General features: G+C 46.1%; 12 protein-coding genes. 4 read left to right on the top strand and 8 right to left on the bottom strand.

Translation table 11 applies throughout. The features are described 5' to 3' along the window. Positions 1-90 precede the first annotated feature (90 nt). The gene (gene rapA / locus R7P67_RS18320; RefSeq protein ID WP_005388434.1) at positions 91-3,000 is read left to right on the top strand and encodes an RNA polymerase-associated protein RapA; all 2,910 of its coding nucleotides are present in this window, start codon (positions 91-93) and stop codon (positions 2,998-3,000) included. Positions 3,001-3,108: 108 nt separating this feature from the next. On the opposite strand, the gene R7P67_RS18315 is transcribed toward rapA, so the two are convergent. Further along, entirely contained in the window at positions 3,109-4,374 is a 1,266-nt protein-coding gene (locus R7P67_RS18315; RefSeq protein WP_005381130.1) for an NRAMP family divalent metal transporter, read from the bottom strand. A gap of 342 nt (positions 4,375-4,716) precedes the next feature. Here R7P67_RS18315 and rluA point away from each other — a divergent pair, with 342 nt between their 5' ends. Next, positions 4,717-5,469, top strand: coding sequence for a bifunctional tRNA pseudouridine(32) synthase/23S rRNA pseudouridine(746) synthase RluA (rluA, locus tag R7P67_RS18310; RefSeq protein WP_042523486.1), 753 nt, complete (start codon positions 4,717-4,719; stop codon positions 5,467-5,469). Positions 5,470-5,572: 103 nt separating this feature from the next. After that, entirely contained in the window at positions 5,573-6,535 is a 963-nt protein-coding gene (locus R7P67_RS18305; RefSeq protein WP_262646284.1) for a D-2-hydroxyacid dehydrogenase, read from the top strand. A gap of 89 nt (positions 6,536-6,624) precedes the next feature. Here R7P67_RS18305 and yjgA read toward each other — a convergent pair whose 3' ends face one another. Continuing rightward, positions 6,625-7,152, bottom strand: coding sequence for a ribosome biogenesis factor YjgA (yjgA, locus tag R7P67_RS18300; RefSeq protein WP_005381124.1), 528 nt, complete (start codon positions 7,150-7,152; stop codon positions 6,625-6,627). 110 nt (positions 7,153-7,262) lie between these two features. Here yjgA and pmbA point away from each other — a divergent pair, with 110 nt between their 5' ends. Further along, complete coding sequence (gene pmbA, locus R7P67_RS18295; protein WP_042523482.1) at positions 7,263-8,606, top strand: metalloprotease PmbA; 1,344 nt, start codon at positions 7,263-7,265, stop codon at positions 8,604-8,606. Between the two features lie 64 nt (positions 8,607-8,670). On the opposite strand, the gene mgtE is transcribed toward pmbA, so the two are convergent. The 6 genes from mgtE to R7P67_RS18265 all read right to left on the bottom strand — a co-directional run bounded on the left by mgtE (position 8,671) and on the right by R7P67_RS18265 (position 13,564). Then, complete coding sequence (gene mgtE, locus R7P67_RS18290; RefSeq protein WP_005381121.1) at positions 8,671-10,029, bottom strand: magnesium transporter; 1,359 nt, start codon at positions 10,027-10,029, stop codon at positions 8,671-8,673. Positions 10,030-10,177: 148 nt separating this feature from the next. Then, entirely contained in the window at positions 10,178-10,453 is a 276-nt protein-coding gene (locus tag R7P67_RS18285) for an HPr family phosphocarrier protein (RefSeq protein ID WP_005381120.1), read from the bottom strand. A 2-nt stretch (positions 10,454-10,455) separates the two neighbouring features. Next, on the bottom strand, positions 10,456-11,319 hold the full coding sequence (gene rapZ / locus R7P67_RS18280; protein ID WP_262654033.1) for an RNase adapter RapZ: 864 nt from the start codon (positions 11,317-11,319) through the stop codon (positions 10,456-10,458). A 14-nt stretch (positions 11,320-11,333) separates the two neighbouring features. Then, the gene (ptsN, locus tag R7P67_RS18275) at positions 11,334-11,780 is read right to left on the bottom strand and encodes a PTS IIA-like nitrogen regulatory protein PtsN (RefSeq protein WP_005381116.1); all 447 of its coding nucleotides are present in this window, start codon (positions 11,778-11,780) and stop codon (positions 11,334-11,336) included. A 2-nt stretch (positions 11,781-11,782) separates the two neighbouring features. Continuing rightward, entirely contained in the window at positions 11,783-12,070 is a 288-nt protein-coding gene (gene hpf, locus R7P67_RS18270) for a ribosome hibernation promoting factor (RefSeq protein ID WP_005381114.1), read from the bottom strand. A 24-nt stretch (positions 12,071-12,094) separates the two neighbouring features. Then, complete coding sequence (locus tag R7P67_RS18265) at positions 12,095-13,564, bottom strand: RNA polymerase factor sigma-54 (protein ID WP_005381112.1); 1,470 nt, start codon at positions 13,562-13,564, stop codon at positions 12,095-12,097. Positions 13,565-13,582 lie beyond the last annotated feature (18 nt).

The following is a 13,582-nucleotide window of genomic DNA, read 5'->3' as shown; positions in this document are numbered from 1 at the left end:
GAATCAGATCTAAACTATTATCCATGCCTACGGGCATGAGTAGACCAACAAGAAATACGAATCAAGAACTAATAACGAGGTAGTCAATTCATGACATTTGCTTTGGGGCAGCGCTGGATTAGCGATACGGAAAGCGATTTAGGTTTAGGTACCGTTGTAGCAATGGATGCTCGTACTGTGACATTGATGTTTGCAGCGTCAGAGGAAAACCGAGTTTACGCACGTAACGATGCACCTGTTACCCGAGTCACCTTTAATGTTGGGGATGTCATCGATTGCCAAGAAGGTTGGTCTCTAAAAGTAGAAGAAGTACTGGAAGATGAAGGTCTTTACACCTATTTCGGTACTCGTGAAGACACGCAAGAAACCGCTGTTGTTCTGCGTGAGATTTTCCTTAGCAACCAAATTCGTTTTAACAAACCTCAAGATAAGTTGTACGCCGGTCAAATCGACCGTATGGACAACTTTGTTCTGCGTTACCGTGCGCTAACCAACCAGTTTGAGCAGCATAAGAGCCCAATGCGTGGCCTATGTGGTATGCGTGCAGGTTTGATCCCTCATCAGCTTTACATCGCGCACGAAGTTGGCCGTCGTCACGCGCCACGCGTCTTGTTGGCGGATGAGGTAGGTTTGGGTAAAACCATCGAAGCGGGCATGATCATCCACCAACAAGTTCTGTCTGGTCGTGCCGAACGCATTTTGATTGTGGTGCCTGAAACACTGCAGCATCAATGGCTGGTTGAGATGATGCGTCGTTTCAATCTGCATTTCTCTATCTTTGACGAAGAGCGCTGTATCGAAGCGTTTGCGGATGCAGAAAACCCATTTGATACTCAGCAATATGTGCTGTGTTCTTTGGATTTCCTACGCAAGAGCCGCAAGCGTTTTGAACAAGCACTGGAAGGTGAATGGGACCTACTGGTTGTCGATGAAGCGCACCACCTAGAGTGGAGTCAAGACAAACCAAGTCGCGAATACCAAGTGGTAGAAGGCTTGGCTGAACGTACTCCTGGTGTGTTGCTACTGACTGCAACGCCAGAGCAGCTTGGTCGTGAGAGTCACTTTGCTCGTCTGCGTTTGTTGGACCCAGACCGCTTCTATGATTACGAAGCATTCGTTGAGGAAGAAGAGCAATACGCGCCCGTAGCAGATGCGATTACTTCACTCTTTTCCGGTGAAAAGCTACCTAATGAAGCAAAAAACCAGATCACTGAGTTGTTGTCTGAACAAGACGTAGAACCACTTTTCCGTATTATTGAAAGTGAAGCGGACGAAGAAGCTAAAGCGTCGGCACGCCAAGAGCTGATCGATAACTTGATGGATCGTCATGGTACTGGGCGTGTTTTGTTCCGTAACACGCGCGCGGCCATCAAAGGCTTCCCTACGCGTAACGTGCATCTGATGCCAATGGATATTCCACCGCAATACACTACATCAATGCGTGTTGCTGGAATGATTGGCGGTAAGATGAGTTCTGAAGCACGTGCGATGAAGAACCTTTACCCGGAAGAAATTTTCCAAGAATTTGAAGGCGATGACGCGAGCTGGTGGCAGTTTGACTCGCGTGTGAATTGGTTGCTTGAAAAAGTAAAAGAGAAGCGCAGCGAGAAAATCCTCGTGATTGCTTCTCGTGCGAGTACCGCACTGCAATTGGAGCAAGCACTGCGTGAGCGTGAAGGTATCCGCGCCACCGTTTTCCACGAAGGTATGTCGATTCTTGAACGTGACAAAGCGGCGGCTTACTTTGCGCAAGAAGAAGGTGGAGCACAAGTTCTTATCTGTAGCGAAATCGGCTCTGAAGGTCGTAACTTCCAGTTTGCCAACCAACTTGTCATGTTCGACTTGCCATTTAACCCAGACTTGCTTGAGCAACGTATTGGTCGTTTGGACCGTATCGGTCAAAATCGCGATATCGACATTCATGTTCCTTACCTGAAAGGCACATCGCAAGCGATCCTAGCACGTTGGTTCGATGAAGGCCTGAACGCTTTTGCGGAAACCTGCCCAACAGGCCGTGCTGTTTACGATAAGTACTCCGATGATCTGATTGAAATTCTTGCCTCTGGTGATACCAGCACGCTAGATGAGATCATTGAAGCGTCAGCAAAAATGAATAAAGAGCTGAAATCCCAATTGGAGCAAGGCCGTGATCGCCTATTAGAAATGCATTCAAATGGCGGGGAAAAAGCACAACAAATCGTTGAGAAAATTGAATCAACTGACGGCGATACCAATCTGGTCACCTTCGCACTTTCTCTTTTTGACACGATTGGCTTGAATCAAGACGATAAAGGTGAAAACGCCCTGATTGTGACCCCATCTGAGCACATGATGGTGCCAAGCTACCCAGGTCTGCCATACGAAGGAGCGACGATCACGTTTGATCGTGATACAGCGTTATCTCGTGAAGATATGCACTTTATCAGTTGGGAACACCCAATGATCCAGGGTGGTATCGATCTTCTTATGAGTGAAGGGGTGGGGACGTCTGCGGTATCTCTATTGAAAAACAAAGCGTTACCAGTCGGGACTATTCTTCTTGAGTTGATTTACGCGGTAGATGCGCAAGCGCCAAAACGCAGTGGTATCGCGCGCTTCTTACCGAAAACGCCAATCCGTTTAATGATGGACTCGCGTGGTAATGATTTGTCTGCTCAAGTGGAGTTTGAAAGCTTTAACCGCCAGCTCAGCCCTGTAAACCGTCACTTAGGTAGCAAGTTGGTTACGTCGGTACAGAAAGACGTACACCGCTTAATTGAAGCTGGTGATGTTCTTATTGAAGAGAAGGTCGAAGAAGTACGCAAGCAAGCTCATCAAGATATGCAGCACAGTTTGAATGCAGAGCTTGAGCGTTTGCAAGCACTGAAAGCGGTGAACCCAAATATTCGTGACGAAGAAATTGAAGCTATCGACGCACAAATTAAAGAGCTCACTGGTTACATCAACCAAGCTCAGGTTCAGCTCGACTCGCTGCGTTTGATTGTGGTGAGCCACAACTAAGTAAGTATTTATTGCTCATTAAAAAAGGTCTTCAGTTGAAGACCTTTTTCTTTATTTACGGTTTAGTTTCTTTATGCGGAATGCATTAATCACTGATAGCTACCTCATTTACATCAACCACTTCCACCAGATAAATACAGCCAAGAAGCCAAACAAGTAAATCAGGCCTGCAATCGACAACCACTTTAGTTTAGGTCCAACAGCCAAAGGCTCAGGTAACTCAGTTTTGCTCACTAAGGTGTAATTTAGCAGAGCAAAGAATGGCGTGGTCATAAAGGCGAGGATCATCGCAAAGTTCAGCATAGGCAATAACGCAGAAGCCCAGAAAACCACAATACCCAATGCAAGTAAGGAGACTACCAGCATGATCGCTGAAGTGGTTTTAGGGTTAGTGTCTGGTTGCGAGCGCAGTAAGCGTTGAGAATCCGAAATAACGCGCGAATAGCCATCAATAACGGTAATCGTGCTGCCAAAGATACAGAAAAACGCAATTACCGCGATCAAGTAACGAGACCATTCGCCAATCGTTGCCGCATATAAGCCAACCAATTGGTGGGAGAAGCCAACGCCAGAGCTTTCAAGCGCAACGCCAGAACCATAAAGCATCAAAGAGCCTAGCGATACAAAGATAATGGCAAGAAACGCCGTGCCAATATAACCGACATTAAAGTCAAATAGAGCAGAGCGGTATGTTACTTCTTGCTGGCTTGATTGGCGTTTTAGCCACGCTGAGGTTAAACAGGAGATCTCTATCGGTGCAGGCATCCACCCCATTGTCACGACGATAAAACCAATAGCCGCAATAGACCAAGGTGACGGCGGCTCGAAGTTGGCTACTTGCTCAACAGGGTTACCAAAGGCGATAGAAACAGCGAGTAAAGTCGCGATGGTTAACACCGACATGATCACCTTAGATAGCGTATCGAGCGCTTTGTAATGGCCAGCAAATAATATGATCAGGCAGGTGACAATCACAATGATGCTGAGTGATGCCATTGATAGTGAAAACGGAATGAAGTAGCCCAGCAAGCTAGCGCTAAACATCAACAAAGCGGCGGTATTGATGACGGCCGATACCACGCTCAGAAATAGAAATAGCCATAGATAAGGCCGACCTAATTTCGCGTAGCCCTCAACCAAGGTCAGCCCTGTCCCCATGGTGTACTGTACGCCCGCTCGGAAAAAAGGGTATTTAAACAGGTTTACGAGCAGAATCAGTGCAGCCAATTGCCAACCATAAATCGCACCAGCCTTGGTTGATGCCACGAGGTGAGAGCCACCGACCGCAGCAGATGCCATTAATATGCCGGGGCCTAGCGAACGAAAAAATAAGGAAAGTTTGGATTGGGGTTTATCTATAACGGCGGAGTCCATTGCTTATTGTCCTTTTTATCTTATGTATCTTTCTAAAGAGATACATACCGCAGTACATGACAAGCTGAGCGAACGCCCTATACTGCGCAACGGTAATGTCTTTTAAATGCTGTGTTTTGGTGTATTTATTTTAAGTATTCTTTGCGAATATCATGCTGTGTGCATCTAGCACTCTATTCAGTTATGCGTCTTGTTGTCAAACTAAATTTACAACGTGCTATTTTTAGTTTTTATGCTAAAGGATTGACTTTGTTTTATTGGGTTGAACTTTTCTTCAGAATCCTGCATCTGGGTGCTATTTGGGTATATAATCGTGGCGTTTTTATTTTGTAGAGATCTCCCATGGCAATGCTTGAATATACCCCTCCCACCGACCCTTGGGTTGATATCGTTTTTGAGGATGACGACATTCTGGCAGTGAATAAGCCATCAGGGCTGCTGTCTGTCCCTGGTCGCCTTGCAGAGCATTACGACAGCATGTGGAGCCGCCTCAAAGAGTTGCATCCAGAAATTCAAGTTGTGCATCGCTTGGATATGTCGACATCAGGGTTGATGTTGCTGGCGAAAAACAAACCCGCGGAGCGAGCATTAAAAAAGCAGTTCCAATATCGCCTCACTCACAAGGTGTATTACGCACGTGTTTGGGGGCATGTTGAGCCGCAAGAAGGGAATATTGATCTTCCATTAATTTGTGATTGGCCAAATCGTCCACGACAAAAAGTATGTTTTGACGACGGCAAACCATCTCAAACTTTATTCCAAGTAGTGAAGCGTGAAGTGCACCCTGATGGCACCCATACAACCGTTGTGCGACTACTGCCCATTACTGGTCGATCGCATCAGTTACGCGTGCATTTGATGGCGATTGGTCATGCGATTGTGGGTGATGAGTTTTATGCAAGCGAAGAGGCGTATCAGTTTTCAGAACGTTTAGAGTTGCACGCTGCGGAGCTAAGTTTTTATCATCCAGCTACGGATCAGCTGAGCAGTATTTTTGTACCCTGTGACTTTTATTCTGAAGCCGAGGCGATGATCTTTAACTATTTTTCGCCAGAGCGTACATTGCCTGATTATAAAACGTTGCCACACCCTTAATGCCAATTGCACTCAACAGCGGTTCTTTCTAGTTCGCTATTTTTGGCTATTTCGTTACTGTGGTTGATGTATCCTGTCTTTCAGCCGTGAACAAGGAGTTGTTATGTCTTTGCCAAGCATCGTATTTTTAGACCGAGCGACCATCCCAGAACATATTGAGGTCCCACGACCTGGCTTTCCGCACCACTGGCGTGAGTACGACCTAACTGCGCCTGGGCAGGTAATAGAAAGGTTAGCAGATGCCGATATCGTGATTAGCAATAAAGTCGTGCTTGACCAACATGTATTAGAGCAACTACCAAAATTACGGATGATCGCGGTTGCCGCAACTGGTTTTAACAACGTCGATGTGAACTACTGTGCTAATCATGATATTGCGGTTGCTAATGTACGTGGTTACGCGACGCGTTCGGTGCCCGAGCATGTGATGGCAATGTTATTCGCTTTAAGACGGAATTTATTTGGGTACCACCAAGATATTGCCGCAGGTGAGTGGCAGAGTAACCAGCAGTTTTGTTTTTTTACTCACCCAATCGGGGATATTGGTGGTAGCACGTTAGGTGTTGTTGGTAGTGGGGCACTAGGGCAAGCGACGGCGAATCTGGCTCAAGCGTTAGGAATGACCGTCTTGTTTTCTGAGCGTAAAGGGGCGGCAGAATGTAGACCAGGTTATGTGTCGTTTGAGGAAGTATTAAAACGCTCCGATGCGCTGACTTTGCATTGCCCGCTCAACGATCATACTCAGAATTTAATTGGTCAAGCAGAGTTGAAACAAATGAAGTCCAACGCCATTTTGATTAATACAGGGCGTGGAGGTTTGGTGGATGAGAGCGCACTGGTGGATGCCTTAAAACATCAAGAAATTGCAGCGGCTGGTTTTGATGTTTTTACACAAGAACCGGCTGATGAGAGCAATCCGCTGATTGCCAATATGAGTTTACCTAATTTGTTACTGACACCGCATGTTGCATGGGGCAGCGACTCATCTATCCAACGTTTAGCGGAAATCTTGATTGAGAACATTAACGCTTTCGAGCGCGGAGACCGCGTGAATCGCTTAGTGTAACGCTGACAGTAAAACCAAAGATAAAAAAAGCAGACATTGACGTCTGCTTTTTGCGTTTAAATCGAATGCTCATTGCTTGAGCCGTCGAATTAAAACTCTTCTTCGTTTAGACCTTTAAGGATCTGAAAGATTTCGCGGTACGCTTTTGCTGGTTTCCCAGCTTTTTTCTCTTTCGCTGCTTGGCGAGCAAGTTGGCGTAGACGCTGACGATCCGCTTCTGGGTACATTTCCATTACGTCATCAATGGCTTTGTCACCTTCTTCCACTACGCGATCACGCAACGCTTCAAGTTTGTGGAATACCGCCGTTAATTGAGAGTGCTTATTACGAATTTTATCCAGTGCGGCTTGGATTGGCTCTGGATCTTCGTAACGCATCAATTTACCGATACGTTGTAATTGGCGACGACGCGCTTCATTTTTAAAGCGTTGCGCGTCAGCAATTGCTTCTCGCAAATCTTCACTCAATGGAAACTTTTCTAGAACTGAAGGTTTGAGGCCGACAAGCTCCTCACCTAGCTTTTGCAGTTCTTCCATGTCTCGCTTCATCTCGGATTTACTTACCCAGATGATCTCTTCTTCTGGTTCCCATGGCGCTTTTTGATTCTTACGTGCCATTTCAGTTGCCTGTGTTTTGATTAATATTATGACTATTTTAACAAGAATCATGGGGAGAAAGCGAAATTCTTGTTATCCTATTGTTCATCAAAGACAAGATGTGAAAGACAATGGATATTAAACAGCAGGTTGCTGAGCAACGTACCGAGCTAGAGCAAGCCGTCGCAAGAGCCTTAAAGCTTGCATCGGCAAAATCTGACGCCGCCGAAGTCGCAATTACTAAAAGCACTGGTTTAAGTGTTTCAACTCGTATGGGTGAAGTAGAAAATGTCGAGTTCAACAGCGATGGTGCGCTGGGCATTACCGTTTACCGAGGTCAACGCAAAGGCAGTGCTTCCACGTCTGATTTAAGTGAAGCGGCAATCGAGCAAACCGTTATAGCGGCGCTAGATATTGCACATTACACATCTGAAGACCCATTTGCAGGCCCTGCAGCAAAAGAATACATGGTGCAAGAGATCCCGGAGCTTGATCTTTTCCACCCTGACGCACCCGATCCAGACTATGCTGCCGATGTGGCGATTGCCGCTGAGAAAGAAGCGCTAAGTTATGACAGAGCAATCAAGCAAAGTGATGGCGCGAGTTATGATAGTCATTACGGCGTGAAAGTGTATGGCAATAGCCATGGCTTATTAGCTAGTTATGCGTCTAGCCGCCATAGTACTAGCTGTTGTGTAATTGGCGTTGGTCAAAACGGCGAGATGGAACGTGATTACAGCTACACCGTGGCACGTCATCGTGATGACTTATGGACCCCAGAAACGGTGGGTCGTAAGGCGGCAGAGAATACGGTTAACCGCTTAGATGCGCAGCGTCTAAAAACAGGTCAATACCCAATCATGTTTGCGGCTGATGTTGCGACAGGCTTGATTGGCCATCTCGTTATGGCGATCAGCGGTGGTAACCTGTACCGAAAATCTTCTTTCTTACTTGACCATCTAGGCAAACAAGTGCTTCCTGAATGGTTCAATATCTCAGAACGTCCGCATGTATTGCGTGGTTTGGCATCAAGTCCATTCGATAGTGAAGGTGTGTACACTCAAGACCGTGAGATCATTACCGACGGTGTGCTAGCAACTTATCTGTTAACCAGTTATGCCGCACGTAAAATGAAGATGACGCCGACAGGTCACGCTGGTGGGATTCATAACTGGTACGTGAAGTCGACAGGCCAAAACTTCGAGCAAATGCTTAAAGAGCTCGGTACTGGTCTTCTAGTGACAGAAGTCATGGGACAAGGTGTGAACGTGGTAACGGGTGATTACTCTCGCGGTGCCGCAGGCTTCTGGGTTGAGAACGGCGAGATCCAATACCCAGTATCAGAAATTACCATCGCAGGTAATCTAAAAGACATGTTCACCAAGATTGTAGCGGTTGGTAGTGATATTGAAACGCGCTCACAAATCCAAACAGGCTCTATCCTACTGGATACCATGAAAGTGGCGGGTGAATAAGCTTTCCTAGCAATTCAGAATCAAAAAAGCCTGATGTGTTCATCAGGCTTTTTCGTTTTTTCTGTTAGGTAATCAGTATTGTGGCAAGCCCTAAGAAGACAGATAAGCCAATCACATCCGTCACCGTTGTTAATGCCATACCACCAGCTAAAGCGGGATCGATGTTCATTTTTTTCAACAGGATTGGAATCGTTACTCCGGCAATACCTGCGACCAATAAGTTGGTCAGCATGGCGGCGGAAATGATTCCTCCGAGCATCCAGTTACCTTTCCAAGCAACAACAATACCACCAATAATCAGCGCCCACATTATACCGTTGAGTAAGCCGATCGAGGCTTCTTTCATTAACAGTTCACGTTTGTTTGAGTCTCCGATATGACCAAGAGCAAGACCACGAATCACTAGTGCGACGGTTTGGTTACCAGCGACACCACCCATGGACGGAACAATCGTCATCAATACCGCAATGGCCGCCATTTGATCTAATGTGGCCTCAAACATGTTAGAAACTGAAGCAGCAGCAAGGGCGGCTAATACGTTAGCGCCAAGCCAGATACTGCGTTTGCGAGCTGATTTTACAACAGGCGCGAAAGTATCTTCGTCATCGTCCATACCCGCCATACTCATCATCGAGTGTTCCGCGTCTTCACGAATAACGTCAACCACGTCATCGATGGTGATACGGCCGACCAAATGCAAGTTTTCATCAACAACAGGTGCAGATACCCAATTACGGCGTTCGAACAGACTCGCAACATCTGAGTCGCTAGTATCGACGGTGATGGCCTCGTCCGCGTCTTCCATTACATCAATGATTTTTACGTCTGGCTGAGTGGTAATAAGCGTCGTGATCGGCAGTTCACCGATGAGCTTACTCTCTTCATCGATCACATACAGGGCATCCGTAGCTTCTGGAAGCTCGCCTTTCATACGTAGATAACGCAAAACTACGTCCACATCTACGTCACCACGAATTGTGATGACGTCGGTGTTCATCAGTCCACCCGCGGTGTCTTCTGGGTAGGATAGGGCGGTTTCGACCCGTAGGCGGTCAGAGGAGTCCATTTGCGACAGGACTTCGCGTGACAGGTTGTCAGGCAAGCTACGCAGTACGTAAGCCACGTCATCGGTATCCATGCCTTCTGTCGCTTCTGCAAGCGCTTCTGGTGCCATTTTGGATACGAGGCTGTCTTTGACGTCTTCGTTCAGCTCGTCAAGGATTTCACCATAATCTTCAGGGTCGGTGAGTTGCCAAAGAACTTCACGGCTCTTACGTGGGGAGGCTTCTAAAAGGTGAGCGATATCCTCAGGTTCCATGTCCTGTAATTGACGACGAACATGGACGAAGCGGCCATTTTCTAGCGCTTCTGTGACTTCTTGGAGGGCTTGGTGAGCTTGGTCGAATTCAATTTGCTCTGCCATTCATTCCTCCCAATTCCTGATATTTACAATGCGTTGAATAATAACTTAATTCTAGGCGCCTTTTAATAACAACTTATGATACTAAGCAAATTTATTTATTAGGTCAGGGAAGAGAAAGATAATGGGAGGTAAGAAAAAAGCGAGTAAACTACTCGCCTTCATCAAATTTATCTTCGATCAAGTGGCAAACGGCATCCAGTGCTTCTTCCGCTTGCCCACCCGTTGCGTGGATCGTGACGTATTGTCCTTGAGCGGACTCTAGCATTAACAGGCCCATTACGCTGTCTGCTGTGGCGGTTTTGTCTTCTTCATTGTCGATGGTGATGACCGCTTCAAAGCTCTGTGCCAGTTCGACCAGTTTGACTGCTGCACGAGCATGTAAGCCAAGGCGGTTTTGAATCAATACTTTACGACTTAACTCCACGGCTACTCCTTAGCGTTTTTCTCTAGTGAGGTATGGCGAATTTGTACTTGGTGTCCTTTGTTGGCGAAGTATTCACCGATTTGCTGAGTTAAGTACACCGAGCGGTGCTTACCACCAGTACAACCGATTGCAACGGTCAGGTAGCTGCGGTTGTTTTTCTCAAGCAGAGGTAACCAATTCTCTATAAAGCTTTCAATTTGATATTTCAAACTTAACACCGATTGGTGTTGCTCTAAAAATGCGGCGATAGGAGCATCCAGACCTGTAAGCGGGCGTAGTGCTGGTTCCCAATGTGGGTTAGGTAAGAAGCGAACGTCGAATACGTAATCGGCATCGGAAGGCAGGCCGTATTTAAAACCAAAAGACTCAAATACCATAACGAGCCCTTTGCGCTCTCTGCCTTCAACGCGCATACGCACGGTTTCACTCAATTCATGCAAAGACTGCCCACTACTATTCAGGACCAGATCTGCATGCGCTTTGAGTGGCGTCAAAATTTGCTTCTCACGCTCGATGGCTTGATCGAGCGAGAGGGAGGTGCCACCTAAAGATAACGGGTGAATTCGGCGTGTTTCACTGTAGCGTTTGAGTAGCGTTTCTTTATTAGCGTCCAAGAAAAGCACGGTCACATCAAGCTCAGTTTTTAACTGTTCTAGTGTACTCGTCAGTTCTTTTAGCTTTTTAGGAATATTGCGAATATCAATGCTGACTGCAACATTCTGTTTGCTGTCAGCAACAGAATGAACAAATGCGTCTAGCAAGTTAACTGGCAGGTTATCAACACAGTAGTAACCTAAGTCTTCCAGTACACGAAGCGCAATACTTTTACCGGCACCTGAGTGCCCGCTAACAACGATTAGTCGCATGGAGTTAGTCCTGCTTATTGGTGAATCATGATGTCGTAAAGTTCTTCATCACTCTGAGCATTACGCAGTAGTTTTAATACTTGCTTATCGCTCAGACGTTCTGCCATAGAGGATAGAGTCTTGAGGTGCTCTTTGCACTGTTCTTCTGGTACAAGGAGCGCAAAAAGAAGATCGACAGGTCGATTGTCAATCGCATCAAATTCGATTGCTTCATCACATTGCAGTAAGACAGCAATGGCCTTGTCGCTTGATTGCATTCTCGCGTGAGGGATCGCAATACCGTTTCCGATACCGGTACTGCCCATTTTTTCTCTATTGAGCATGCATTCGAACAGCTCGGTAGAATCTTGGCCCGTTTGATCAGCCACGATACGGCTGATCATTTCAAGGGCGCGTTTTTTACTCGTGCAGTGGACCGCACTTTTGGTGCAGTCCAATGACAGTATTTCGCTCAGTTGCATGATTAATGACTGTTTAGTTTTTCTTTGTGCTTATTAAGTTGGCGAACCAATTTATCTACCAGCGAATCGATCGCGGCATACATATTTTCGTCATCGGCTGATGCGTGGATTTCGCCTTGATTTATGTGAAGCGTAGCTTCCGCGATTTGAGTAATTTTTTCAACTTTTAGTACAACATGCACTTGATTGATATGGTCGAAGAACCTTTCGAGCTTCTGAAACTTAGAATTTACATAGTCTTGCATTGAATCGGTAAGATCAACGTGATGGCCTTGAATATTGATTTGCATAGACTTTCCTTTTCAGTTAGTGCCTTATAATAGGCGTTTACGCTGACTTGAAGGGGCAATTCCCAAGGATTCGCGATATTTGGCTATCGTACGTCTTGCGACCTGAATCCCTTGGTCAGCCAGAAGAGCAGCAATCTTGCTATCACTCAGTGGTTTGGCAGTATTCTCTGCTGCGACCAGTTTTTTAATGAGTGCACGAATTGCTGTTGACGAACATTCTCCGCCGTTGTCAGTACTAACATGGCTAGAGAAGAAGTACTTCAATTCAAAAATACCACGTGGTGTATGCATAAATTTTTGCGTTGTTACACGAGAAATCGTGGATTCATGCATGTCCACAGCCAAAGCGACATCATTGAGTACCATTGGCTTCATGGCTTCCTCACCATACTCGAAGAAATCTTGTTGATGTTCAACAATACATCTTGCAACTTTGAGTAGCGTCTCGTTTCTACTCTCTAAGCTCTTAATTAACCATTTTGCCTCTTGCAAATTGCTGCGGATGTACTGGCTATCCGCGCTATTACCTTTGCCTAATTGAGCATATTGTTGATTTACTTTTAATTTTGGCACGCTATCCGGGTTTATAGAAACGGTCCATTTGCCATTGTCTTTAAAAACGGATACGTCTGGAATTACGTACTCGGTATCATCAGGAGTGATGCGACTACCTGGACGAGGATCTAACTGTTGGATAAGCTTTAAGACTTCACGCAGATCGGCTTCTTTCAGCTTAGTCTCTTTGATGACGAGCTTGTAGTCACGGTTGCCTAGGTGATCAATATGATCCGCAAGTATCATTTTGGCTTCAGCAAGCCATGGCGTGTCTTCTGGGAAGGTCGTCAGTTGCAGTAACAAACATTCTTGTAAGTTACGCGATGCAACGCCAAGAGGATCGAATTGTTGAATGCGTTTACGAACGGCTTCTACTTCGTCTAACTCTATCTCTTCATTATCGAAGCTCTCATGAATCTCTTCAGGCGACAAAGTTAAATAGCCGTAGTCGTCAACAGCGTCAATAATCGCTAATGCAATCGTGCGGTCGGTTTCACTGAATGGTGTTAGGTCAAGCTGCCACATGAGGTAATCATGTAATGATTCAGTGGTTTCGCCTTGGTAGACGGGCATATCATCATCAAGAGCTAAGCCAGTGCTACCAGTATTCGCGCTGTAGACGTCATCCCAAGTCGTGTCGATTTCAAGTTCAGAGCTAATTTCTGATTTCTCTATCACATCGGAGCTATCTGGAACGTCAATTTCTGTTGGTTCGCTAGCACTGTTGCTATCAGCAGCCTCGACCGCTGACTTATCTTCACCGTTTGCTAGAGGCTCGTCTTGGCCTTCTTCAACTTCCAATAATGGGTTTGAGTCCAACGCTTCTTGGATTTCTTGTTGAAGATCGAGTGTCGACAATTGCAATAAGCGAATCGCTTGCTGCAACTGTGGCGTCATGGCTAACTGCTGACCTAGCTTGAGTTGTAATGAAGGTTTCATTCAGTGTTACTTACCTTG

The organism is Vibrio sp. Vb0937, assembly GCF_033338855.1.
Note: the sequence above shows the minus strand (reverse complement) of the source record. Positions and strands in the feature narration are given on the sequence as shown.